20 protein-coding genes and 3 pseudogenes are annotated in these 26253 nt (G+C 51.5%); 1 reads left to right on the plus strand and 22 read right to left on the minus strand.

Going from position 1 to position 26253, the window contains the following annotated elements:
* Nucleotides 1-110 precede the first annotated feature (110 nt).
* The 18 genes and pseudogenes from RT21_RS18090 to RT21_RS18170 form a co-directional block, all read right to left on the minus strand.
* Complete coding sequence (locus RT21_RS18090; RefSeq protein ID WP_156155730.1) at nucleotides 111-2114, minus strand: polysaccharide biosynthesis protein; 2004 nt, start codon at nucleotides 2112-2114, stop codon at nucleotides 111-113.
* Between the two features lie 115 nt (nucleotides 2115-2229).
* Complete coding sequence (locus tag RT21_RS18095) at nucleotides 2230-2784, minus strand: sugar transferase (RefSeq protein ID WP_046163822.1); 555 nt, start codon at nucleotides 2782-2784, stop codon at nucleotides 2230-2232.
* Nucleotides 2785-2803: 19 nt separating this feature from the next.
* Nucleotides 2804-3739, minus strand: coding sequence for a UDP-glucose 4-epimerase family protein (locus tag RT21_RS18100; RefSeq protein ID WP_082082178.1), 936 nt, complete (start codon nucleotides 3737-3739; stop codon nucleotides 2804-2806).
* The gene (locus RT21_RS23330; protein WP_082082179.1) at nucleotides 3740-4654 is read right to left on the minus strand and encodes a glycosyltransferase; all 915 of its coding nucleotides are present in this window, start codon (nucleotides 4652-4654) and stop codon (nucleotides 3740-3742) included.
* Between the two features lie 109 nt (nucleotides 4655-4763).
* Complete coding sequence (locus tag RT21_RS23060; protein ID WP_052724764.1) at nucleotides 4764-5561, minus strand: glycosyltransferase family 2 protein; 798 nt, start codon at nucleotides 5559-5561, stop codon at nucleotides 4764-4766.
* Nucleotides 5558-6676, minus strand: a complete 1119-nt coding sequence (locus RT21_RS18110) for an EpsG family protein (RefSeq protein ID WP_082082180.1) — start codon at nucleotides 6674-6676, stop codon at nucleotides 5558-5560. The genes RT21_RS23060 and RT21_RS18110 overlap by 4 nt, the downstream gene beginning before the upstream one ends.
* Complete coding sequence (locus RT21_RS18115) at nucleotides 6660-7682, minus strand: polysaccharide biosynthesis protein (protein ID WP_046163824.1); 1023 nt, start codon at nucleotides 7680-7682, stop codon at nucleotides 6660-6662. The genes RT21_RS18110 and RT21_RS18115 overlap by 17 nt, the downstream gene beginning before the upstream one ends.
* Nucleotides 7675-8565, minus strand: a complete 891-nt coding sequence (locus tag RT21_RS18120) for a dTDP-4-dehydrorhamnose reductase family protein (protein ID WP_046163825.1) — start codon at nucleotides 8563-8565, stop codon at nucleotides 7675-7677. The genes RT21_RS18115 and RT21_RS18120 overlap by 8 nt, the downstream gene beginning before the upstream one ends.
* 23 nt (nucleotides 8566-8588) lie before the next feature.
* Nucleotides 8589-10091: a lipopolysaccharide biosynthesis protein gene (locus RT21_RS18125; RefSeq protein ID WP_052724765.1), complete on the minus strand. Its 1503-nt coding sequence runs from the start codon at nucleotides 10089-10091 to the stop codon at nucleotides 8589-8591.
* A gap of 18 nt (nucleotides 10092-10109) precedes the next feature.
* A complete protein-coding gene (locus RT21_RS18130; protein WP_046163826.1) occupies nucleotides 10110-11297 on the minus strand; it encodes a glycosyltransferase family 2 protein in 1188 nt (395 codons plus the stop codon).
* A gap of 159 nt (nucleotides 11298-11456) precedes the next feature.
* Nucleotides 11457-12335, minus strand: a complete 879-nt coding sequence (rfbA, locus tag RT21_RS18135) for a glucose-1-phosphate thymidylyltransferase RfbA (protein WP_046163827.1) — start codon at nucleotides 12333-12335, stop codon at nucleotides 11457-11459.
* Nucleotides 12332-13231, minus strand: a complete 900-nt coding sequence (rfbD, locus tag RT21_RS18140; RefSeq protein WP_046163828.1) for a dTDP-4-dehydrorhamnose reductase — start codon at nucleotides 13229-13231, stop codon at nucleotides 12332-12334. The genes rfbA and rfbD overlap by 4 nt, the downstream gene beginning before the upstream one ends.
* On the minus strand, nucleotides 13228-14322 hold the full coding sequence (gene rfbB, locus RT21_RS18145) for a dTDP-glucose 4,6-dehydratase (protein WP_046163829.1): 1095 nt from the start codon (nucleotides 14320-14322) through the stop codon (nucleotides 13228-13230). The genes rfbD and rfbB overlap by 4 nt, the downstream gene beginning before the upstream one ends.
* Nucleotides 14323-14410: 88 nt before the next feature.
* Entirely contained in the window at nucleotides 14411-15877 is a 1467-nt protein-coding gene (locus tag RT21_RS18150; protein ID WP_046163830.1) for an MBL fold metallo-hydrolase RNA specificity domain-containing protein, read from the minus strand.
* A gap of 72 nt (nucleotides 15878-15949) precedes the next feature.
* The gene (locus RT21_RS18155; protein ID WP_045428488.1) at nucleotides 15950-17014 is read right to left on the minus strand and encodes an LPS O-antigen chain length determinant protein WzzB; all 1065 of its coding nucleotides are present in this window, start codon (nucleotides 17012-17014) and stop codon (nucleotides 15950-15952) included.
* Between the two features lie 150 nt (nucleotides 17015-17164).
* Nucleotides 17165-17449, minus strand: a complete 285-nt coding sequence (ihfB, locus tag RT21_RS18160) for an integration host factor subunit beta (RefSeq protein WP_045164450.1) — start codon at nucleotides 17447-17449, stop codon at nucleotides 17165-17167.
* 445 nt (nucleotides 17450-17894) lie between these two features.
* A pseudogene (locus RT21_RS18165) lies at nucleotides 17895-19588 on the minus strand (DEAD/DEAH box helicase).
* Nucleotides 19589-20016: 428 nt separating this feature from the next.
* Nucleotides 20017-20766, minus strand: a complete 750-nt coding sequence (locus tag RT21_RS18170; protein ID WP_046163832.1) for a spermidine synthase — start codon at nucleotides 20764-20766, stop codon at nucleotides 20017-20019.
* A 117-nt stretch (nucleotides 20767-20883) separates the two neighbouring features.
* Here RT21_RS18170 and RT21_RS18175 point away from each other — a divergent pair, with 117 nt between their 5' ends.
* On the plus strand, nucleotides 20884-22233 hold the full coding sequence (locus RT21_RS18175; RefSeq protein ID WP_046163833.1) for a class II 3-deoxy-7-phosphoheptulonate synthase: 1350 nt from the start codon (nucleotides 20884-20886) through the stop codon (nucleotides 22231-22233).
* Between the two features lie 206 nt (nucleotides 22234-22439).
* Here RT21_RS18175 and ttcA (RT21_RS18180) read toward each other — a convergent pair.
* From ttcA (RT21_RS18180) to RT21_RS23850, 4 genes and pseudogenes are all read right to left on the minus strand, one after another.
* A pseudogene (ttcA, locus tag RT21_RS18180) lies at nucleotides 22440-23141 on the minus strand (tRNA 2-thiocytidine(32) synthetase TtcA); the annotation flags it as partial.
* A gap of 168 nt (nucleotides 23142-23309) precedes the next feature.
* Nucleotides 23310-24197 carry a tRNA 2-thiocytidine(32) synthetase TtcA gene (ttcA, locus tag RT21_RS18185; RefSeq protein WP_161611938.1) on the minus strand — a complete coding sequence of 296 codons (888 nt, stop codon included), beginning with the start codon at nucleotides 24195-24197 and terminating at the stop codon, nucleotides 23310-23312.
* A gap of 436 nt (nucleotides 24198-24633) precedes the next feature.
* Nucleotides 24634-25105: pseudogene (locus RT21_RS24195) on the minus strand (VOC family protein).
* A 185-nt stretch (nucleotides 25106-25290) separates the two neighbouring features.
* The coding region (locus tag RT21_RS23850; protein ID WP_177327105.1) for a hypothetical protein at nucleotides 25291-26253 on the minus strand (963 nt) is incomplete at its 5' end.

Consider the following 26253-nt stretch of genomic DNA (forward strand, 5'->3'; position numbering starts at 1 on the left):
GGCCGTAGGAAGATTGAATGCTTGTGGCTCGCCAAAGAAGGCCGCACCGCTTCAGCTAAAGTGAGAGGCCCGCTCCGTAGCGAACGCGGGCGAACACGCCACCAAAGCCGCTATTCAGTCGCCCCCAAGCGCCGCTGCTGATAGATCAGATCGACGATCTCCCCTTCCGGCACATACCCGCTCACCACTTCACGCAGCAGCACCCGAACCTGGGGATAATCATCCTGCTCCACGGCTTTGAGCAGCTTTTTCAATACGCCACGCAGCGCATCCCAGGTGACGTACTCCTCATCAGCCCGCATGATCATCGGATGCTCGGTAGGGCTCACGTTGTCGCCGATCAGCAGCTCTTCGTAGAGCTTCTCACCAGGGCGCAGTCCGGTGAATTCAACAGCGATATCACCATGCGGGCACTTTTCCGAACGCACGCTCAGGCCAGACAGGTGGATCAGCTTCTCGGCCAGCTCAGCGATCTTTACCGGCTTGCCCATATCCAATACGAAGACTTCGCCACCCTGCCCCATGGAGCCCGCCTGAATCACCAGCTGCGCCGCCTCGGGAATGGTCATGAAATAGCGTGTGATCTTCGGATGGGTCACCGTTACCGGTCCACCGCTGCGAATCTGCTGATAGAACCGAGGAATTACCGACCCCGACGAGCCCAGCACATTACCGAAACGGACCATGGTGAACCGTGTCTTGTTAACGTAATGCACCGCCCCGTCCGCATTGAACACCACCGGAGCCGTCTCGCGGCTCAGTGCCTGCAGGATCATCTCCGCGACCCGCTTGGTGCTGCCCATCACATTGGTTGGCCGAACGGCCTTGTCGGTGGAGATCAGCACGAAGTTGGCTACACCCGCCTGCACTGCCGCCTGGGCTGTGTTCATGGTGCCTAGCACATTGTTCAACACACCTTCGGCCACGTTGTGCTCCACCATGGGCACATGCTTGTAGGCCGCCGCATGGTAGATCGTTTCCACTTGCCAGGTGCGCATCACATCCAGCAGCCGCTCAGGATTGCGGATGGACCCCAGGATCGGAACCAGCTTCACAGGCAAAGAGGCCCGCTCGATTGTGCGCTCCAGTTCGATGTGAATGCTGTAGAGATTGAACTCGCTGTGCTCGAACAGCAGCAGCGTTTGAGGCTTATTCAAGAGAATCTGTCGGCACAGCTCCGACCCGATCGAGCCGCCCGCTCCCGTCACCATCACTACCTTGCCGAGAATGCACTTCTCGAACAACGCTTGCTGCGGCGGCACAGCATCGCGCCCGAGCAAGTCGGCGATGTCCACTTCCTGAATATCCTCGACCTTGACCCGTCCGCTAGCCAGGTCCATGAAGCCCGGCACGCTGCGTACGTGCAGCGGATAGTGCTCCAGCGTCTCCAACACCTCACGCCGCCGCGCACGCGAGGCAGACGGAATGGCCAGCAGGATCTCGTCGGCCCCCATCTCATCGATCATCTGCTGGATATGCTTGGGCGAATACACCCGCAGTCCGGCAATGCTCCGGTTGTAGAGATTGGGGTCATCATCGATAAACGCAACCGGACGCATTCCCCGCCCCAGACGCAACGCCGCCGCCAACTGATTGCCGGCCGCCCCGGCGCCATAAACCGCCACCTTTGGCAAACTCGCATCGCGGCCCTTGAACTTGGTGAGCGAATCTGCCGAAAACCAGTCACCCATGAAGTACTGGCGCATCATCAAGCGCAAGCCTCCGATCAGGAAAAGGCTGAGCCACCAATAATTGAACACCATCGAGCGTGGGATGACCTTGGGCGCATCGGTACGCCAATAAACAGCCAGCGCCAACAACAGCGCAGAAAGCGTAACGGCCTTGACGATGGCCATCAGCGCGTCATTGCCGAAATAGCGCATCACAGCGCGATACATACCGAAGCGGATGAAGAACGGAATTGCAATCAGCGGTGCAATACCAAAGAGCCAGGCGTGACCACCAAGCGGGTCGACAAAGGTAAAATTGCCGAGGCGTACCAAGAATGCCAGCCAAAGCGCAGCCCAGACCAACACGACATCTGTCGATACCTGAATCAATCGCTTATAGCGCCTGGGCAATCGCACCAAACGTGCACGAAGTTTTTCAGCCAATCTCAACACAAAGCCACCCTTCCCAGAGCTGACGGCAATCCGCCTCGGTTACCCAGTCCATTTGCTCATTAACTGACCCAACGCTCGACAACAAAAAGTTCGAAAACAGCTGAGGTCAGCGCTTCACGACCCGGTCCCCCGCGCCCTTGCCCGCTACGGTCATAAAGATGTACTTGAAGTAATCGACCAGCGTCAGGCTGCGTATCATCTTCTGATCCGTCTCGGCCAGCAGTGCCGGCGTAGACATGTCGATTTCGCTCACCTGCGCCAGCCCTGTAATCCCTGGCCGCACATCAAACACGCCACGCGTGGCACGCTCCGCAGTCAGTTCTTCCTGATTGAACAGCCCTGGCCGTGGCCCTACCAGGCTCATATCGCCCTTCAGCACGTTCCACAACTGCGGCAGCTCGTCCAGCTTAGTCTTGCGCAGGAAATGGCCGAAGCGGGTAATGGACGCGCTACTGGCCAGATGTGTGGCAACCGATGCGGTATCCACGCGCATCGTGCGGAACTTGACCAGCGTAAACGGCTGCTGATGGCGACCAACGCGCACTTGCCGAAAGATTGGCGAGCCCGTATCGAACAGACCGATGACCGTCAGCGCAAGCAACACCGGGAAGCCAATCACCAAGCCCACTAGCGAAAAAACAAAGTCGAAAAGTCGAATCACGGGTGCACCCGGTAATAAATCAATTAGAACGCTCGAAGCAGCGTCGGAGCCCTTCCTGCACGGTATAAGGCGGCTTCCAGTCCAACAGCTCGCAGGTCTTGCTGATATCAACCTGCAAAGAACCAAGCAGCCGTTGGGCCATCGCTTTCTTGCCAAGCAGAGTAGCGCCGAGCTGTAGCACGCCAGCCGGTACAGGAATCAGCCGTGCGGGCTTGCCCATCGCTTCGCCCACTGCACGCAAAAGCTCAGTGGTGGAAAGATCCTCCCCATCGCCAGCAAGCAATACCTTATTGGCTGCGGCGGGATGATCAATGCAGCGAACAATTAGATCAACCAGGTTGTCAATTCCCACTAAGGAGCGCTTGTTGTAGACCGAACCAAGCGGAAGAGGAACACCTTTTTCAACCCAGCGCACCAGACTACCAAAATTGCCCGGTGCATCATGGCCATAGACCAAAGGAGGGCGAATAATCACGACTTCCATCCCCGTCTCTTCCTGAATCTGCCAGAGTCCTTGCTCGGCATCCCACTTAGATTGAGCATAGGGCTCCGCAGGGCTAGGCTGATCGAACACTGAAAATGGCCGAGTATTGGTACTACCGTTGACTCCAATCGAACTAATAAAGATGAAGCGATTAATCTTGTTTGTAGATGCCTGCTTTGCTAATTCAAGCGTAACGTCGACATTTACATCACGAAATTCAGCGTGTGACTCAGCAGAATACGTAACGTGAGCGCGTGCAGCTGCGTGAATAACGGTATTTACTCCAGCCAGCACATCAGTCCAGTCAACGGTACTGGTGAACGCACCTATAGCGTGCACACGGCTGCAACCGGCAATGCGGCAAGGGCTACGCACCGCAGCTACGACGTGATATCGACTGGAATTTCCTAGCTGACGCACCAATCCCCGACCTAAGAAACCGGTTGCTCCAGTAAGCAAAACGGTGTGCATCTACATGAACCCAAAAAACGCTAAAAAACCAAATGCCAAACGGTCGCGAGCGGATCGTCTAAACTCATTAAAGTTGAAAATTAAAAAGCGTTTTGGAAAAGCACCTTCATCCAAAAAGCTAGCCGGCAGACCGGGCACATCACGCCCCACTAGATTAGATATTTTCATAAATTCGCTCCGATACCATCCCGAAGACAGCAAAGCCAAACGGCTTCTGATACCCGAAATTCCGTTATTTGCGCCTATCTGATTCCCACCGTGCTGGCGATACAAGATATAGGACCGCTTATCAATATGCCACTTTTTACCAGCAGACCGAAACCACGCATAAGTCAGCCAATCATGCAGACCGACTTCATTGGTCTTTTGCCAGTTGTGAAGTAAAAAATTCTTGAACTCTAAGGCTTCAGCCACTCTAAGTACATAGCTACATCCAGGGCCACCTGCTTCGAATAAAAAATCGTACTTGCGCTGACGTTGCGACTTTACGAGCAGGACTTTCCGCCCGTCCGGCCAATAGGCAGTAGCATTACTTGAATAAGCTGCACAGCCACGCGAAATAATAGTTTCATGTGCCGCACGATACTTATCTTCAAGGTAAATATCATCTTGGTCAGCGTATGATACATAGTCAAAATTGCTAAAATCTACATCCTTAATTAGGCGGAAAAAATTTTTTGCGGCACCACCGTATCGCTCACCGGTATCCGGAAGCACTATAACTCTTGAATCTCTTTGAGATAATTCTTGACACCAGGCTAAAGTACCATCTGATGATAAATCAACGCTTATGTATACAACAACATCAACTGCGCGCTGACAAAGAATAGATGCGATCTGTTCTTCAATCCAACGCATACCATTGTAGGCAGCGAGAAGGACAGCAACATGGGGCTTGTAATTAACAAGTGACATATACACTCCAATCAAGCCAGGAAAAAGACAATCTTAGATACGCAGCCAGTTATCTAACTGTAGATTACGCTGATAGTTATTTCTAGACACCGAACAAATTAATGCGTAACTAACTTACTGACATTAGTCGCCTAATTTTCAGTAGAAAAACACGAACTGGATATTTAAAAAACTCCACGAATCGAGCGAACATATAAATATATAAGGCCATCTTATCTTCAGCATACAAGCTCTTAAGCACAGCAACGTAATCTTTATGCATCAACTCAACAGCGCCAGATAACCCCGAGGCGCCTATTGGATGTTTAAACCCACCTGCTAACAATAGGTCAATAGAAGCAACTCGGGTGCGATGGAAGTTTTCGTACCAACACTTATAATCTTCCATTCTACGGAACCGCTGATCGAAACTAAAGAACCCGGCTCGAAGAACCATGACAGTAGGAGTGAAAATAGGATTCCCAAGCACGAACCGACGTCTTTTTAAGACTTTGTAAGCAACCGCACCAATAGCCGGAAACGCGCGATCATTCAAGTTTGCAATATATCCATGAGCAGATAATGAAAAATCATTATCCAACATAAAATAATATTGAATCTTTATTTTATCCGGATGCCAAACATCATCTGAATCTAGAAATGCAATATAGTCACCGATGGCCAGCGAAACCCCCAGGTTCCTAGCATAAGAAGCGCCCTTGTTCTGATCCGACAAAATCAAGCGAATGCTTAATTTATCAGAATACATATCGACCAAGTTTTTTAAGTCAGCGGTACATCTGCTACCGTCGTCTACAATTATAAGCTCCTGAACAGCTAACGACTGCGATACGACAGAATCAATGCTTCGGCAGATTGTGGCCTCCGAGTTAAAATGTGGCATGACGACCGAAACACTAGCCTTCACTTTACCTCCCAGAAAAAGTGATAGGGCAAGAATGGTGATTCACCTTCCCCCTGCCCATTAACCATATTTCTCATCGATGCGGCGAAACCGACCACTCCGATAAGCATAAGACTTAACATAAAAAAAGGCCGCCGCCGAGCGTGCATTACATCCAGAGCAGGAACACCACAACACATGACGAAAAGAATCAAGAACTGAAGTCGCAAGCCAGCATAACTATACTTCGCCAACACGAAGGAAGAGAGCTCGGAAACAAGCAGGAACGTCAAATAAATATAGCTTTTGGGAGAAAAAAAAAGCGAAGCCATAAATATCAAAATTGAAATCATTAACGGAGCAAGACCTGACAACCCGTCCGGAGACTCAAGTGACTCATATGCAGCCATCTTCAAGAGAATCTGATCAGAAGAAACAGCAGCTCCAATAAGCGCAAGAGCACCAAAAGCCACTAAAGCATTACGACTAATCTTCCTAATAGCCAGAAGAACGAAAACCAGCAATGAAGAAACGTGAAAAGAAAACGCAAGCACAAAAAACAAGACAGCTAAGGGAAGTTTTTTTTCGTCGAGATAGTCGGCAGCCAGCTTAGCGAAGCAAAACGCCATACCGTATCGAAGGCCGTTCATACTCATATCATAAAAAAAAACCGGGAAAACCAAAAAGGTGAAAACTATCGCATCGTCCCGCCGCCTAGAAAATGAAAACAAAGCGAGCACACACACAAGTCCTGAAATAAAAAGCGCAACCGTACGAGGCGAAAGGCCTAAATACAAAAAAACTTTAAAAATATAAAAACCGAATTCAACTCCATACCCCGACAGGTTGCCGGAAACATTTTGCATAGAGTCCAAAATTTGAATATAGCTTGCTGTATCTGTGCCCACATCCCCCCTAATTACTACAAGGACAACGGCAGGAACGGAACATAGCAACAGCAAGTCTCTAACTTTCACCTTCAATAAAAGCCCTGACCAGAACGTCCCAACCAAGAAAAGATAAGGAATAATATAGAACGCCAATTTTTCACCATCTAGGATGCTGTGGTTTGGTTGGCTGGATGGGCATCCTTCCAACCAAAACCGTTGGGATTTAGAAAGGTCAAGTGCGCCAGCCAACTAGCTCATTTTGCACATATTCCAAGTTGAGAAGAAGTTTCTTGACTTCGACCACATCAAGTTGATTTGTGTTATGAGATGTATAATCACTGAGACTCGAAACGCTTGGCTCCCCACTCATAGAGTATTTTTCGTAATTAAGATCTCGATTATCAGCAGGTATACGATAATAACGGCCCATATCCTCAGCCTTAGCCATTTCTTCTCGGGAAATCAAGGATTCATATAATTTTTCCCCGTGCCTCGTACCGATAATCTTTATTTCATTACTAACCAAAAAAATTTCCTGAAGGGCCTGAGCTAAATCGCCAACGGTTGATGCCGGAGCCTTTTGAACGAATATATCCCCCTGCTCAGCGTGCTCAAATGCGTGCAGAACCAGATCCACAGATTCTTCAAGCGACATCAAAAAACGGGTCATGAGCGGATCTGTGACTGTTAAAGCCCCTTTGGCTTTTATTTGATTAACAAATAACGGGATAACCGACCCTCTAGATGCCATTACATTGCCGTAGCGGGTAGCACATATAACCGTATCAGCATTTTCCGGAATCATACGTGACTTCGCTATCAATACTTTTTCAGCCAGCGCCTTAGATATTCCCATTGCATTGATAGGGTAAACGGCTTTATCAGTACTTAGGACCACTACACGTTTTACATTGTTATTGATAGCTGCATTCAGTACATTTTCCGTACCTATAACATTTGTTTTTACAGCCTCCATAGGAAAAAATTCACATGAAGGGACCTGCTTGAGGGCGGCAGCATGAAAGATATAGTCTACGCCTATAGTAGCCTGCGACAGGCATTGGTAATCACGAACATCACCAATATAGAATTTGACCTTATCATTAGATAAAGCCAGACGCATATCTTCTTGTTTTTTTTCATCTCGGCTGAAGACACGAATTTCTCTAACATCAGTACTTAAGAAACGGTTAAGAACAGTATTGCCGAAAGACCCCGTACCTCCAGTAATCATTAACACTTTGTTATTAAACATTTTTTGACACCTTAGTATCTGACATTTTACAGAAATCTAAATACATCGAATGGATGAGTTGCTTCCAACTTAAGGGATTATAGCCAGTCAGCAGCCTAAAGCGGGATGAATCTAACGACCTATCTATACAAAGCTCGGTATCCGCTACGATTTCAATATCCTTGCCGTACACTTCAGAAATTAGCTTTAGAAGCGAATATTTATCTATCGGATCAGCGGATACATGGTAAAGCCCGGATAGCTCTGGCTTATCGATCACAAAGTCACTGATAATTCGCGCCAACTCGATAGTCGGAACACCTGAAAATATCGCGTTTTTATACCCTTTAACCTCGCCAGACTGAGACAGAAACCATTCGACTAATGAGTTCCCACTCCTTAGCTCATGTCCTATTATAGATGTTCTAAGTGTCACACTGTGGTCAAATTCTCGTAACTCACCGATGAACTTGGATTTCCCGTAAAGATCTTCGGCATCAGAAACATCCGTTTCTTGATAGGCACCTTTCTTGCCCGAGAAAACACAGTCCGTACTTATATGTATTAGCCTTGACCGAGCTAACATACAAACTTTCTCTAGCCTGTGGGGAAATATAGAATTTATAGGTAACACATGTACCGGATCATTAGCTTTCTGGACCTGCTTGATCAGGCCGACGCAATTGATAACAACATCGGGCTGGACTTTATTGATGCAGCCAATAAGCTCATCTGAGCGAAGAACATCAACGGATTCAAAAATCTTACCATTTTTAAATGGTGTTAAGTATTTGCCACCTTCACTTCTCATTGTGCCAAATATGGTATGGATAGTATTAGAACACAAGTAACGATACACCGCGCTACCTAGCATGCCGCTCACACCCAGTATCAATATTTTCATTTGCCACCTTTTATTTTACTTAATCAAGAAAACTTTAGCAGTTCTTTTCTAAAGAATCCAAAGCCTATCATTACCAATACCAACGATACCGCGAATACAAAAACAGTCGCAGCAAAATCACCTTGAATGCCGATGAAATACTTCACCAAAACAAAACATCCTACCGCCACAGGAACTACAGAACCCAAAACTTTAAAAAGGGCACAGTACGAGCTAGCTAGATACCTGAACCGCTTAAACATAAAATAATTGATGCCAATTAACGACGAGATATTGTAAAACAGCCAAGCATAGGCGGCACCTAGCGCACCATATCTTTCTACCAAAACCGGCAGTAGAGCTATAAAGATTGGAACCAGGAACAAGTTCATGCGCAGTGCAAGCGCACTCCAACGACTAGCTAGCTGTAACGCAAACGGTACCATCAATAAGGACTGTATCGAGACCCCCAAGATTAACACCGGCAATACGTTATAAATGTCGTTCGCCAAGTCACGACTGAACATTAACCTTAAGGGGTGAATAGAAAAAAGCCAAACTGACACACATAGGACCGACATTATTATTGCAACACCACATAGCGCCGCCCTGTATAAGTCATCTACTTTTTGATAGCACCCTATATCAAGCTGCACGGTAAATCTCGGAAACAAAACTGAATACAGTGACGAAGATATGACATATGGGAAATTCGCCATCGTCGCTGCCAAAGTGTAAGCCGCGAATTCTGTAAGGGGCACAGAGCCGGACAAGTAAAATTTGTCAAATTGAACGACGATCATAGATGTCAGCGACAGCAATAAGATATCTCTACTGTAACTGGAACCATCTACAAAAAAGCGAAAACTAGGTTTTGCTTGAAGGAAAACTCGCCATTGCTCCCGGCCATAGATCAATGCTAGCAAACCAATTAAGTAAGCGAATTGACATAAAACCTGAAGCTTGAAATAAGCTAACGGACCTGCAGAATTTTCAACAGCCCAAAAGAACACCACCATACCGAGAGTGCGAGATAACGAAAACACTATATAAAGAACATTCAGAGGCACCTGCATTTCACGCCCTATCAATACAGCCTGGGCGGCAATAACGATGAAATTTGCTCCTATGAATATACCCATCCACCTCACTGAAGCAACAACCTCCGAAACAGGAACGTTATCTACTTCAAGCCATTTAGTAGCTAAGAACGACGAACTAAAGTGAACGCCGATCACACATATCAAACCTAAAATCAAGAAGGCTACAAGGTACGAGTTTGTGATTTGAAAACCGTACAACACGTAACGTGCTGATAGCGCAGCTTTGGAATTTACCTTAGCGATTAAGTTTATGACATTGCTCGTCAACCCTCCTTCGAGAACCATGATAACCATCAGGAGCGTGTTAAAGAATCCAACTAGCCCAACGCCTTCTACTCCAATATATTTTTCCAAAAGCGGCAGCGCAGCAAGACTAGAGATTGCATAAACAATGCGCCCCGAAAAGTTGGCCAATAACAACTTTCTAAGGCTATTTCGTCGCATTATAAATTCCCAGCACGACTATCCTCCGATTCTTTTTGCTTCGACAGAAAGATAATCGTCAAGCTCTTTTCGTGCAAGTTGAACATCTTCAACAACCGCCAGAACCCTTTTGCCGTTACGCGGAGATGGGTCCTTAAATCGTAGAGCAAGCGCGCGAGTACGCTCCAATATAAATTTGAAGCACTCTTTAATAAAATTGTTCACCTGTGCCTTGGGGTGTTCAGACTTCCTAGCTCTTTTCCAGGAGGAGGTAGTTAGACGCCAATATGCGGGGTGCCTAAAGAGGCACAGCACATACAATCTTGCCAGATTAAACTCTTCAAGCAGCGCGTCATTTTGTGTATTTAATAGCGTATCCCATGCTGCTTGAGCCCATACCGTTTCGACACTAAAGAATTTAGGGATGACGTCAGGCCACACAAGATTACGAAATGGCTTTATATGAGCATCCTCATTCAGATTCCCCTTATGCTGGCCACTTGCACTGCGTCCACTATTGCTGCCGCCTGCGCCGCCCGGCATCGTAAATGGGTAGTCAACAACGTGATAAGTGCCCCCTTTAAGAGATAACAACAGTGCGGCGGAAACATCCGGGCTCGTGCCAAAAAACACTTTGCCGTAGCTCCTCTGCAACTCATTTAATGTCTGCCTCAAGACTAGCCCATGGTATAGTCTGGGCAAAAATTCGGTACCTTGGCACGCTAATAAAAGAGCTCTATGCAGATGGTTAGCTACACTGAAGCTTTGTATACGCGCATCAAAGGGCTCGACATAGATACGACCAGCATGTGCGTCTCCATAAAATCGTGAGCGAAAGTCTGGCCAATAGTACGAGGCTTTAATTATTGGCGATAGTACCGTCAACCCTTTCGATTCAGCATAAATGGCAGCATCGATGATCTTACTTGACACAGTGTCGTCATCACCAATTAAACAGACATATAAACCATCAGCTAAATCCAGAGCCCGCTCATGATTATCCGTCATTGAAAGCCGTTCTTTCCAGTGAACATATTTCAACCGCGGATCAGTTTGCTTTTCAGCCCACTGCCTTAACAAACCCTCATCATCGCTTGTATCGTGCACTGCGATCTGTAGCTGTTCCGAAGCGATCTCAAGGACGCTCTTTATGCATGAAATCGCGTATTTAGAACGGTTATGGGTAGGAACAACAACCGTCACCAGGAATTCATTAGTGTTAATCATAGGTGATTTTAAATCCTAACGCCAGACTAGTGTTTGTAGAAACCGACACATGTCAGGCCGTGTTATATACGTTGACGCCCGTTATTCTTCTTGACCACATATAAAACGATATCCAATCACTCTATCTAGCTGTGTCAGATACGCCATCGCTTTAACTTATTAAGGCTCGCACAATAATGTCATAAGATATCTTCCGTAAGCTGTCTTCTCTAGACGTCTTGCCTGGTCAGCCAGCTGGTCTGAGCCTATCCAGTCTTGGCGAAAGGCTATTTCCTCCAGGCAAGCGACCTTTAAACCCTGGCGTTGCTCGATGGTATGAACGAAATGTCCCGCCTCTAACAAGGCCTCATGCGTTCCGGTATCCAGCCACGCGAAGCCGCGCCCCAACATTTCTACCCTTAAAGTTTGATTTTCCATATAAAAGCGGTTGATATCGGTTACTTCTAACTCACCACGAGCAGAGGGCTTAATTGACTTGGCGATATCAACCACACGGTTATCGTAAAAATACAAGCCAGTAACAGCATAATTCGACTTTGGCTTTGTGGGCTTCTCTTCGATACTGATCGCCCGCCCCTGCTGATCGAATTCGACTACACCGAATCGCTCAGGGTCAGATACGTGATAACCGAATACTGTTGCGCCATCGATGCGAGAGTTGGCAGCTTTCAGGTTTTCAGAGAAGTGTTGCCCGTAAAAGATATTATCTCCGAGAATCAGGCAGCAGGCGTCATTACCGATGAATTCTTCTCCAATAAGGAATGCCTGCGCTAATCCATCCGGTGATGGCTGCACCGCATACGAGAGATTGATGCCAAACTGCTTTCCATCACCGAACAGCTTCTGGTAACTCGGCAAGTCATCCGGAGTGCTGATAATCAGAATTTCACGGATTCCTGCTAGCATCAGCACAGAAAGAGGGTAATAGACCATTGGCTTATCATAGATTGGTAATAGCTGCTTGGAGACACCGAGAGTGATCGGATGCAGTCGGGTGCCGGAGCCACCGGCGAGAAGAATGCCTTTACGCTGGGTCATTGTCTGTTCCCACTCACTTCTTTTAAGAGCCGCGTTATGCCGTCTTGCCACATCGGTAGATGCAATCCGAAATTAGATACTAATTTTCGGGTATCCAAACGGGAGTTTCGCGGCCGCTGGGCGCAGGTTTGATATTCGCTGGTGCTAATAGGTGAAATATTTTCTATCTTGAGCTTTATTCCATGACTTAGAGCGCTACTCACGATAAAGCGCGCATAGTCATACCAGGAGGTTTCACCAGCGGAGGTAAGATGGTAAAGCCCCGCCAACTCGGGCATGGCCACCGCGCGATGCAGCGCGTGAGCTGTTACATCGGCTAGGAGATCAGCGCCTGTTGGTGCTCCAATCTGGTCATCTATCACTTGAAGATGATCCCGCTCACCCGCCAAGCGCAGCATGGTTTTAGCGAAGTTGTTTCCATGTGCGCCGTACACCCAGCTAGTGCGAAAAATCACGTGCTTACAGCCCGATGATTCTATAGCCTGCTCGCCGAGCAACTTACTCTTGCCATAAATACTCAATGGGGCAGTAGCGTCGTCTTCGCGCCAAGGTTTTTCACCACTTCCATCAAAAACATAATCGGTCGAATAATGCACAAGCCAACCATTGAGTTGTAGCATTTCTTCGGCGAGAAATTTGGGCGCCTCATGGTTTATCTGCAGCGCCTTAGCCTCCTCGTTTTCGGCTTTATCGACTGCGGTATAGGCTGCTGCGTTGACAATGATGTCTGGCTGCACACTTTTAATGGTAAGGCGCAACCCCTCAATGTCCGCCAGATCACCACAGAGGCCATCTCCGCCCTCGCGGTCAAGCGCCACCACTCTACCTATCGGCGCGAGCGCGCGCTGTAACTCCCAGCCTACCTGCCCATTTTTACCGAGAAGGAGGATCTTCATGGGTTTGCAGGCCTATGGCTGTAATTTCTCTCAAGCCATCCCTGATAAGCACCAGTCTTGATGTGCTCAATCCAGCCGGTGTTTGCCAGATACCATTCAACTGTTTTGCGAATGCCAGTCTCGAAGCTTTCTTCCGGCGTCCAACCGAGTTCACGCTGGATCTTGCTGGCGTCAATGGCGTAGCGCAGGTCATGGCCGGGACGGTCCTGGACGTGGGTGATGAGGTCTTTGTAGGTGGTTAGGTGGCTGGCATATGTATTCCCCGCTACAGGGCGGAGTTCATCAAGTAGACTGCAGAGTATCTGGACAACTTCGATGTTCTGTTTCTCATTGTGGCCGCCAATATTGTAGGTCTCGCCAACCTGCCCTTCGGTGATCACTTTGTACAAAGCACGAGCGTGGTCTTCGACGTAGAGCCAGTCGCGTATCTGATCTCCTTTGCCGTAAACCGGAAGCGGCCTGCCCTCTAAGGCATTGAGGATGATCAACGGGATGAGCTTCTCAGGGAAGTGGTACGGTCCGTAGTTGTTAGAGCAGTTTGTGATCAGTACCGGCAAGCCATACGTACGCTGCCAGGCCCGGACCAGATGATCGGAACTTGCTTTGCTCGCTGAATACGGTGAGCTTGGCGCGTATGGCGTGGACTCAGTGAAAAGGTCTTCCGGGCCTTCCAGATCTCCATACACTTCGTCAGTGGAGATGTGGTGGAAGCGGAAGGCTGCCTTTCGGCTGTCGTTCATCTCTTGCCAATACAGGCGGGCGGCTTCCAGCAGGGTATACGTACCAATGATATTAGTTTCGATAAAAGCTGCCGGACCATCAATGGAGCGATCAACATGAGACTCAGCGGCAAGGTGCATTACTGCGTCAGGCTGATGCTCGAGGAAAACCCGGTCGAGTTCGGCACGGTCGCAAATATCGACGTGCTCGAAGGCGTAGCGCTCGTTATCGCAGACATCGTCTAAGGACTCGAGGTTGCCGGCGTAGGTCAACTTGTCAAGGTTGACTACCGAGACGTTCGTCCTGCCGATGATGTATCGGATCAAAGCCGAGCCGATAAAACCGGCTCCGCCGGTTACGAGAATCTTCACTATTCAAATTTCCTTTGACGACTAACAAGACTATCCACAAACGACGCTGGGTAAAGAGCCACTCAGCGAGTGACTTGTCCTTAAACGCTCACAGCTGTAGCTTCATCTGATTTTCGGTCTCTGCATAGCGAGCCTTCAGCGTGTCGGCCAGCGCTTGCTTGGCATTTTGCTCCCCATGCACCACCCTTATCTCTGTCGGCCACTGCTGCATCCCGGTCACAAACTCCACCAATCCTTTCTGGTCCGCATGTGCCGAATAGCCGCCGATGCTGGTAATGCCAGCGCGAATGTCGATGCGTTCGCCATCCAGGTCTACATAGCCGCCCTTCGGCCCGTAGGTCTGGATGGCATGTCCGGGGGTCCCTTGGGCTTGGTAACCAACGAACAATACGTTGTGCCGCTTATCCCCCAGCATGGCCTTTAGGTAATTGAGGATGCGACCGCCGCTACACATGCCACCACCGGCAATGACGATGGCTGGGCGTGCAGTCTGGGCCAGATGTTTAACGATGCGCTGATGATCACCGTGGCTGTCTATTGTAATGAGCTGTTCGAAGGCCAACGGGCGGCGTCCGGATTGGATGCGTTCGCGGGCCTCTTCGTTCCAGAAGGATTTTAGACTTCGGTAGGCCTCGGTGAAGCGGCTTGCGAGGGGCGAGTCGAGGATGATGGGGAGTTCGGGCCAGTTGGGTTCGTCAGACGGCGTTGCGGCGTGATTGGCGAGCGAGGTCGCCCCTACAGGGGCGGGCTTGGCGCTTTGCTTGCTCTGGATGATGTCTTCGAGTTCGTATAGCAGTTGTTGAGTTCGTCCGATGCTGAAAGCAGGGATCAGGACGGTGCCTTGATTTTCCAGCGCTTTCTCGATGACGGCTTCGAGCCGATGGCGGCGGTTGCTGCGGTCTTCGTGGAGGCGGTCGCCGTAGGTGCTTTCCAATACCAGAATGTCGGCGCGCTCCGGTGGCTCGGGCGGCATCAGAAACGGTGCGTGCGGCGCGCCGAGGTCGCCAGAAAAAACGACGCGCTTGCTCTCTCCTGTTAGCGGGTAGGCCAGATCGACCTCGACGTAGGCAGAGCCCAGAATATGCCCTGCACGCTGCAGCCGTATGCGAGCCAGCAGCTCGTCCGTATCCGTCAGGGTGAACCACTGTTCATAAGGCAGCGCGATGATCCGCTGCTCTACGAGCTGGATGTATTTCTCGATCCTTGCCCGGTCACGGCTGAAGCCTAACTTGAAGGCATCTTCCAGCACGATCGGCAGGAGTTTGGCGGAAGGCTCGCTACATAGGATGGGGCCATCGAAGCCTGCCGCCAGCAGGTAGAGGATGCGCCCGACGTGGTCGATGTGCACATGGGTGGCCACCAGCGCTTTTATAGTGTCCAGCGAAAACTCTATGGAGAGGCGATCCGCGCCAGGGTCATCAGGAATCGAAGCGTCTTTGCCCTGGAACAGGCCACAGTCGATCAGCAGGCTGGTGCCGGCATTCATGCGCAGTTGATGACAGGAGCCGGTAACGCCTTCCTTGGCGCCGTGATGTTCTATTTGAGGATAGTACATAGTTATTCCATTAACGTTGCGTTAGCTGTGAGCGAACTGCTAACCCGATTCTTTGAAGGAATGAAGCGAACTTCACCTGCCGCGACGGATTAACACCCTAATCAGCGCAACGAACACCCCGAGCATCCCACCGAGAACGATTCCAAGCGCGACGATTAACGACTTCTTTGGCTTGATGGGCGTTTCAGGTACTTCCGCGACGCTGTCCAAGGTGAACACTGATACGTTCTCTGGTCGCACCTCTACTGTCTTTAGAAAAGAGAGCTGCTCCTGGGAACTACGCAACTCGGGGATAAAGGGGTCGTCAGACTCGCGGGCCTCTAGCACCTTCATTTCTGCTTCGATTGCTTTAGCGCCCCGCATATAGGTCAAGCTGCCATCGATAAACTCTGAAAGCTCCTCGTTTGAAGATGTTCGGCCAGCGGTTACCTGTGGGCTATCCATACCGACTGCCCTAGCCACGACCAATGCCTCTTTCAAAATAGCGATACGGTCTTCACGCCGCTGCTGAGCGGTGCTCCGCAAAGACGCAATTCGGCGTTCGACGGAGCGAATACGAATGTCCAGCTCGCTCGACACGTTAAGTTGCATGTCACGCTCAGAGGCCTCTGAGGCGCGGCTGATCAGCTCATTCGCCCAGGCAGCTGCTTGGTCCGGTTCACTTTGTTGTACGGCGACCTCGACTAGTTCAGTACGCTGCTTATCGGGCGTCCTGATCGACACGATCTCGTTGAACTTTGACCAAAGCTGGTCTCGTGGGGCGGTCCGAGCACCTTCTGGTAACGAGGGAATGTAAACGTCCTTGAAAAAGTCTCGCCGAAGAGAAAGAGATCTTAAATTACGAGTGAATACCGCATAAACCTCATCGACTGTGAACGGCTTGAGCTGGGATTGATTCTCTGAAGACTCCGTTCTGCCGGCGTTGTAGGAAGCGATGTCAGAGAGCAACGGGGGAAGGACGGTAGCCTTTGCCTCGTAAACAGGCGTTGAAAACAGCGCGTATGCCAAGGCTATCGCTGCGCCTGCAATCGTGGCGCAGACAATGATGAGTTTCTGAGACCATAGCGCTTTGACCAACTCCACTAGGTCGATTTCGTCATCTCGGGTGTGGGCGGCGTAGCTTCCTGTTTCCTGCATGAATCCCCTCCAAGGGACGCGCTAAATAAAAACGGCGCATACTGCCACGGAGAGTAAAAATTGCCAAACCAAACAGCGAATTATTGTTAAGACGCTGACCTGCGGCATTTTTATATAAGCTAGCGAATGAACACTTCCATTTAACAAGAACTATTCTTCTTCATTGACCCTATCCCGCAACTCCTTCCCCGGCTTGAAATGCGGGACGAACTTGCCGTCAAGCGGGACGGATTGGCCGGTTTTGGGATTTCGGCCGACGCGGGGGGCGCGATAGTGGAGGGAAAAACTGCCGAAGCCGCGGATTTCGATGCGGTCGCCGGTGGCCAGTGCCTGGGCCATCTGTTCGAGCATGGTCTTGATGGCCAGCTCAACATCCTTGGACGAAAGAAGGCCTTGTTGGGTGACGATGCGTTCGATCAACTCCGACTTGGTCATGGTTTTCCCTTCGTTTTCAAGCGGCTAGATCAATTAGGTTGCGCTCGTTTGTAGCATGTTGTTCAGAGTTTGAACAGCCTGAACGTTTGGGTCAGGTTTTTGAATACGGTGTAGGGTTCGGACGTTTAGCTTTTGGCTCGCGGTAGGGTGAAGCGCGATTCACCCTACCCTTCCGCTAGCGGTACAAGTCGTTCCGGGGGCGACGGGTTCATTCGCGTGGCACAAGCCAGCCGAAAACCGGGCAATTACCGTAGGGTGGGTGACGTTTTTTTAATTCACCGTAAGCCGCAGCGGTGGCGTCGACTTGCTTGGTGGATCGTTGAAGCGTGATCCACCCTACCGTTCTCGCTTCAACGAGTTGAGCGCAAAAAAAAGGGTGGACCGAAGTCCACCCTTTCTATTTCTGACGAGGCCCAGCCTCATCGCGTGCCGCTACATCCAAGCATCAATCTTCGCGATAGCGACGCAGCTTGAGTTGCTTACCGCCGACACGGGTGTCCTTGAGTTTGCCAAGCAGGCGCTCCAGACCTTCTTCCGGCAGCTCGACCAGGCTGAAGCTGTCGCGTACCTGGATGCGGCCGATGTCTTCGCGGGCCAGGCCGCCTTCGTTGAGGATGGCGCCGAGCAGGTTGCGCGCGGCGATGCCGTCGCGGGCACCCAATGCTGTACGGCAGCGGGCGCGGCCTTCGGCCAAGGGAATCGGAGCACGACGCTCGCGGTCGCCGCTACGCTCAGGACGATCGGAGCGCTCACGCGGGCTACTGGTCGGGACCAGCGGCTGCTCTTTTTCCACTTCAGCCAAGGTCAACGCCTGGCCGTTAGTGGCCTTGCGCAGCAGCGCAGCGGCGAGTGCGCGCGGGCTGCAACCGATATCCGCGACCAGCTTGTCGAGCAGTTCGCCATGACTGGCTTCGGCATCCGCTACCAGCGGTGAAAGACTGTTGGTGAGCTTCTTGATCCGCGCCTCGAGCACTTGCTGGCCGTTCGGCAGGCGGGCTTCGGCTACTTTCTGGTTGGTTACACGCTCGATGACCTGCAGCATGCGGCGCTCACGCGGGGTGACCAGCAGCAATGCGCGACCTTCACGACCGGCACGGCCAGTACGACCGATACGGTGTACGTAGGACTCCGGATCGTAGGGCATGTCCACGTTGAATACGTGAGTAATACGCGATACGTCCAGGCCGCGAGCAGCAACGTCTGTGGCGACCACGATGTCCAGACGACCGTCCTTGAGGGACTCGATCACGCGCTCACGCTGGTTCTGGGCGATGTCGCCGTTCAATGCCGCAGCCTTGTAGCCCTTGGCTTCCAATGCGGCGGCAAGGTCCAGAGTTGCCTGCTTAGTGCGCACGAAAGCGATTAGTGCGTCGAAGTCTTCAACTTCGAGCAGGCGCAGCACGGCAGCAATCTTCTGATCAGCATGGACCATCAGGTGTGCCTGCTCGATGGCGGTCACTGTCTGGGTCTTGGTAGCGACCTTGATGTGCTGCGGCTCGCGCAAGTGCTTCTCGGCGATTGCGCGAATCGAGTGCGGCAGGGTCGCGGAGAACAGCACGGTCTGACGGCTTTCCGGCATGGCTTCGAAGATGACTTCGAGGTCGTCCATGAAGCCCAGCTTGAGCATCTCGTCAGCTTCGTCGAGTACGAGGTACTGAATGGTGCCGAGCAGTGCGCTGTTGCGGCTCAGATGGTCGACCAGGCGGCCAGGTGTAGCGACGATGACCTGCGCGCCCTGACGGATGGCCTTAAGCTGCGGACCCATCGGAGCGCCGCCGTAGACGGCGACCACGGTCAAGCCAGGCATCTGCTTGGCATAGGTTTCGAACGCGGTGGCAACCTGCAGCGCCAGTTCGCGGGTTGGCGCGAGAATAAGCGCCTGTACTTCCTTACGAGCGGGATCGATCTTCGACAGAATGGGCAGCGCGAAGGCGGCGGTCTTGCCGGTACCGGTCTGGGCTTGGCCGATCATGTCGTGGCCACCGAGAATTACCGGGATAGCCTGGCTCTGGATTGCCGAAGGCTCTTCGTAGCCCACTGCGATGACTGCAGCGAGTACGGAGGGATGAATACCGAGTGCGGCAAAGCCGCCGATTTCTTGGGTCATGGGTCTTTTCCTGATGCTCCGCAAAGACCCATGTTCCGAAGCTGCGCATGCCATGCAAAACCCGAAGGTCACCCTGGCAGCCTGGTCGGCGGGGTTTGCGAAAACGTAATGAATGATGAATCGTCAAGGACAGCCGCGAGAAGCGGACAGCAGCCGAAGCAGCGCTTCGTGTGTTGCAGTACCTGAACGCAGGCTGTGTTTCAGCCGGCGCGTACTATACCGGATTTCTGTGACGCTGTGCGTGCAATTTGTCTTCGGAGTTAGGTTCCACAAAGCGGATTTATCGGTATCTCGCCGCTAGCGAATATTCCTGGAGTAGCCTCATCAGGGCGCGCCACAAATGGCGAAGGGTCGAGCCAGTCTTCGCGAGCAAGATCGCTCCTACAAGAGCGTCGTGCTTAGCCGTTGCCTTGGATGCCCCAGGCACTGAAGGGGTGCTGATAGACAGCTCACTGCTTGCTCAGCTCGCCGGCCTTAGCGCATTGATCAACGAGTCCAGCGTGTAGCCCAATCGCGGGGCCAGCGCTGCGGCGCGCTCGCGCAGGCTCGCCTCGTCGAGTAGCTGATCCAGATCCGCAGGCACGAACAAGACGACGTTGCCCTCCTTTACCGGGCATTCCCAATAGTGACGATGAAACAGGCCACGAAGCAGCGCCGCACCTAGCGGCTTGTCCTCGTCGGTGCCCCACTGGTTGATGATCAGCCAACCATCCGGATTCAGCTTCTGTTGGCAACGTTCAAGAAAACGCCACGCCAGATGCGCGGCGGCCGGGCCCACGTCGGTGTAAAGGTCGACGAAGATGAGATCAGCGGTCTCGGCCGAATCGAGCAGTTCCACCGCATCGCCAATGCGGATATATAGACGTGAATCGTTCGCCAAGCCCAGATAACGCATCGCCAGCTCTGGAACGTCCGGGCGCAACTCGATGGCCTCGACGTCCTCCAGCGGCAGGAATTCAAGGCATGCCTGGGTCAGGGTGCCGGCGCCTAGCCCGAGGAACAGGGCTGTTTCCGGCGCCGCGTGCAGCAGACCGCCCATCAACATGGCACGCGTGTAGTCATACTCAAGCCAGCTCGGGTCGCGGGTGAACGTGCAGCTTTGCTCGACCGCAGCGCCGAATTCGAGAAACCGGTAATCCCCCACTTCCAGCACACGGATCAGACCGAACGCATCATGCACCTCGGCCAGCAACACTTCCTGCTTGTCCACTGCGCTTCTCCCAAACCTATCGGTGCATCTTAACAGCCCGATTGGTAAGGGCTATCAGCGCAGAACCAGCACATCAGGTAAAATCCGGGCACTTTTTTGCGGACGGAATCAATTTCCATGAGCCACGCCTGGAGCCCCACTAGCTGGAGAGCCAAACCCATCCAGCAGCAGCCCGAATACCCCGATGCCGAACATCTGAAGCGGGTCGAGGGCACATTGGCGAGCCTTCCACCGCTGGTGTTCGCTGGCGAGGCACGGGAGCTGCGCCGGCAATTCGCCGAGGTGACGCAAGGCCGCGCGTTCCTGCTGCAAGGCGGTGACTGCGCAGAAAGCTTCGCCGAGTTTTCCGCACCGAAGATCCGCGACACCTTCAAGGTGCTGTTGCAGATGGCGATCGTGATGACGTTCGCTGCTGGATGTCCTGTAGTGAAGGTCGGCCGCATGGCCGGGCAGTTCGCCAAACCGCGCTCTTCCGGGGACGAGACTATCGATGGCGTCACCCTGCCGGCATACCGCGGCGATATCGTCAACGGCATCGGCTTCGATGAAAAAAGCCGCGTGCCGGACCCGGAGCGGCTGCTGCAGGCTTATCACCAATCCACATCCAGCCTGAATCTATTGCGCGCTTTCGCCCAGGGCGGGTTCGCCGATCTGCATCAGGTGCATCAGTGGAATCTGGATTTCATCGCCAACTCGCAGATGGCTGAGAAATATCACCAGCTAGGCGCACGGATCGACCAGGCGCTACGGTTCATGCGCGCATGCGGCATGGACAACGCGCCGCAGTTGCGCGAAACCAGCTTCTTCACCGCCCACGAGGCGCTGCTGCTGAACTACGAACAGGCATTCGTGCGCCAGGACAGCCTCAGCGGTGGCTGGTACGACTGCTCTGCCCATATGCTGTGGATTGGCGACCGCACGCGACAGCTGGACGGGGCACACGTTGAATTCCTGCGCGGCGTGGGCAACCCGATCGGCGTGAAAGTTGGACCGAGTATGGCCAGCGAGGAGCTGATCCGCCTGATCGACATCCTTAATCCTGAGAACGATCCGGGTCGTTTGAACCTCATCGTGCGCATGGGCGCCGACAAGGTAGAGGAAGGCTTGCCGCGTCTGATCCAAGCCGTGCAACAGGAAGGTCGTCAGGTCCTGTGGAGCTCCGACCCGATGCACGGCAACACCATGAAAGCTTCCAGCGGTTACAAGACCCGCGATTTCGCCAAGGTGCTGGCCGAGGTGCGGCAGTTCTTCGACGTGCACCGCGCCGAAGACAGCTACCCCGGCGGCATTCATATTGAAATGACTGGGCAGAACGTCACCGAGTGCATTGGCGGGTCGCGCCCAATTACCGAGGACGGGCTTTCCGACCGCTACCACACCCACTGCGACCCTCGGCTCAACGCCGACCAGTCGCTGGAAATGGCGTTCATGATCGCTGAAACGCTGAAGCAGGTTCGGCCGAGCTGATACCACCTGAGATGGGTTGCACCCTGGCTCGGTTGGCGAGCTGGGGCAGAACCTCAGTTCAACCGACAGCGTAAATCGCTGGTATCAGAAGTACGGAGCTGAAGCGGAGCGCTATCCGACCGTTACCAAGTTACAGCTGGCGTGGTGGGCTGAAGCCCACCCTACAGAGTTCGGTTGGGATTTATGGTTGAGGCCTACGGCTGCCGCTACAGACTCATCACATCGAGGAAGCGCGGCGTGGCGTCGTTGTCGATGCGCAGGCTGGTGAAGTCGAACAGGTTGCGGTCGGCCAGCTGCGAGGGCACTACGTTCTGCAAGGCGCGAAACATGATCTCGGTACGACCGGGCGACTTGCGCTCCCATTCCTGCAGCATCTCCTTGACCACCTGGCGCTGCAGATTTTCCTGCGAACCGCAGAGGTTGCAGGGAATGATCGGAAACCCCTTCATCTGCGAATAGGCTTCGATGTCTGCCTCGCTGCAATAGGCCAGCGGCCGGATCACCACATTGCGGCCGTCGTCAGACAGCAGCTTGGGCGGCATGGCTTTGAGCGTGCCGCCGTAAAACATGTTGAGGAAGAACGTCTCGAGGATGTCGTCGCGATGGTGACCGAGCGCCATCTTGGTTGCACCGATCTCATCGGCGAAGGTGTAGAGCGTGCCGCGACGCAGACGCGAACACAGCGAGCAGGTGGTCTTGCCTTCCGGGATTTTCTCTTTGACGACCGAATAGGTGTCCTTCTCGACGATGTGGTAGTCGACGCCAATGGACTTCAGGTACTCGGGCAGCACGTGCTCCGGAAAGCCCGGCTGCTTTTGATCCATGTTGACGGCGACAATCTCGAATTTGACCGGAGCCACTTTCTGCAGATACAGCAAGACGTCGAGCATGGTGTAGCTGTCTTTCCCTTATAGCTTAAGAAAACATAACTGGACAGCATCAGAATAATCGCAACTTGTTGATTTTAAATGAATTAAATAGAAAGCTGGCTTTACAGAAAAATGCGAAAAAGTAAATTTTGCGTCTTCTTGGCCTCTAAACACCCTCTCCCCCCCCCGAAAAATCACCTTGAACCTTTACAAAATCCGAACGACATCAATCCGGCCTTCAACGCTGGATGATGAAACCTCGGCTGCTTCGAATTCGTAGGGCGGTCGGGCATCCGACCTATCAATGGATAGATCTATAAAATTGAAGAGACTACGATCAGCTAACTGGGATGGACTTACGTTTTGTAAGCTGTGAAAGATGTTTTCTACGCAGCCAGGATTTACCGAATCCCACTCCGCAATCATCGACTTGATTTTTTTCCTCTGCAAATTCTCTTGCGAGCCGCAGAGATTGCACGGAATGATTGGATATGCGCTATCGGCAGCGACCTTTGCTATATCTTTCTCGCGACAGTAGGCGAGCGGCCGGATAACTATATTTCTCTTGTCATCGCTAAGAAGCTTAGGAGGCATCCCTTTCATTTGCGCCTGGAAGAACATGTTCAGAAACAAAGTTTCAACCATGTCATCCATATGATGACCGAGTGCCAATTTAGTAGCCCCAATTTCCTCAGCAAAACTATAAAGCGTGCCCCTTCTGAGTCTAGAGCAAAGAGAACAAGTAGTCTTACCCTCCGGGATCTTACTCTTGACAACGGAATAAGTATCCTTGTCAATTATATAGTAATCAATCCCTTTAGCCTCGAAAAACTCAGGCAAGATATGCTCCGGAAAGCCAGGTTGCTTCTGATCAAGATTAACCGCCACAACACTGAATTTTATTTGCGCAACTCTCTGCAAGTGCAGCAAAGCGTCAAGCATAACGAATGAATCTTTGCCACCACTTACGCAGGCCATAATTTTGTCGCCATCTTCGATCATTGCATAATCTACAACAGCCTTGCCCACATTGCCGCGCAGCTTTTTACGACGAAGTTCCGCAGCTTTATTAATCTGAGATGCTTGTTCGCCCATCATCATAAACACTAGCTTCCAATTAAAATATTTACAAACCCAATTTACTATAAAAATATCGCCCACCTTGCAACATCCCGCACCACTTGCGAAGGATTGAGATAGTTAGACACTACCAAAATCGGACACAGGAACAATCCGAAGCAAAGCACAGCACAGCATTTAGGCCACGTATTTAATATACGACATACACTCTTAAGTAAATCTATAAGGCCGTATCATCTGCCGAGTTTGACGCCAGCTATATCATAACAAGATTATGCCTGCGTTTTATAGAAGCTCCTGACCAACGATTGCATTTAGCTTGACCGAGTCGCAGCAGAGGTGGATCACAGCACGGAACTCTGCGAGTCACGCGGAGGGGCCGCAGCAGCCTCAGAATCGCATGTGGTGTCAGGCAGGCTCAGTCATTGGGGCTGGATTCAGACGTTGAAGATCAAGCCTTCAGCGCAGCCTCGATCGCGGCAAAGTCGATCTTCGTCATGCCATCAATGGCCTCGAACGAACGCGTTGTTGCCGCTCGATCAGGGCTGGGTATTGCAGCCGTCAGAATATGCAGGGAGATCTACCACGAAACACCCACTCGTCCCTGTACCAGCCATACGCGCTCACCTGGCCCCATTGTTAATGATCGTGTTCACAAGTGGTCCGTCTCAGCCTGATCATCGGTCGCGACCTGGAACGAAAAGGCTCTTTGTACTGGAACACCGGACCGTCGCTCAGGCCAAGGCAGGACATGCGCGCTACCCTGAACTCGACCGCGAACACATCGCCCTGTTTGCCGGCTGGATAGTCGCCCGGAGCGTGGCGGACGGCCACCACCACTCAGTCAGAAAAGTCTCTGCATAGAAAGAAGAAGTCTCCCCTTTGATTACAACAAAACGGCAGTAGCTGATTGCGGTGACGATTCGAAGCTTCCACTCATCTAGGTCTCAGTGGTCCACGATGGTTCGGCTGTTGCCAGTCACGACGGGCCGGATTTAATCCATAGCTGCCGGTGGCGACAGGCCGAAACCGGCCAGAAACTGCTGGTCACGCCAAGGCTGGGCCGGTTTCGCTGAGGCTCGAAAGCATCTATGAAACTGGGGGCTATTCACTCGCCCCAATACTTGGCGTCGTAAAGGTTCTTCATGCGATGTGTTTCAACGTGTCGTTGATAAATCGTATGGCCAGGGAGGCTGAAAACTTTTTGTTCCTCAGTGATCTCAATCTCGGATTTTATCTTTGCAATAAATGCTTCAATTTGTTCTGGTAGTTCAGTTAAAACATTGCAGCAAGGCAATACGTTTTTAAGAAGATTGCAGTTTATTGGGGTTATTTTGTTGCTTTCTAGTAATTGCCAGCTAAAAGTGCTTCCGAAACTGGAATTTGTTAAAACTGCGCGAATATGATTGATTTGCGCCGAATCATCCAAGCTGGGAAAAGATTTTTTGAATAAACTAGTTTTCTCTTTGGGTTCGAGTTTATCAAATCGTTTGGTCTGCTCAACTGCTTCCCGAATTCTATCGTCCAAACGTCGCACCATGCGAGCTGACTCAGGGTATAAAGTGGCTTTTGCCTGGACGGTCATCACGGTATTGAATTTATTGCAAAAAACCAATAAATCAATCTCGCCCCCAGTAAAGTCACATTCTAAATAAGTATAAAAGCCATTGCTTTCGAAATGCCTTTGAGCCCTTCTCAAGAGTTCAGGTTCGAAAAAGTGAGATATCAATCCGTCATAGTTGTATTTAGTATTTTTATCATCATCTATTAGTATGGAGATCAAAAGATTTCTCGTGCCCAGTAGGGTTGGAACTAAGGCCGGGCAGAAGTATACGTCATCCGAAATGCTCCAGAATGGCGGCATGAATTTTAAGCTTAGGCTGCCATTTTTTCCCTCGCCGCAGAAGAAAAACTCAGAAAATTTATCGTAGTCTGACTCAGCCACCCCGGTGAGCTTTTGAACTAGAAATTTCAGCTCGGCGGCACCCAGCCTGGCCATGCCAAGGCCTTGTAAATGATGATCTCCATCCCCTGAGTCTTTAAGGAACGTCTGAAGAACTGACCCCGCTGG

The organism is Pseudomonas sp. 10B238, from assembly GCF_000970615.1.
In the GTDB taxonomy this organism is placed as follows: Bacteria; Pseudomonadota; Gammaproteobacteria; order Pseudomonadales; family Pseudomonadaceae; genus Stutzerimonas.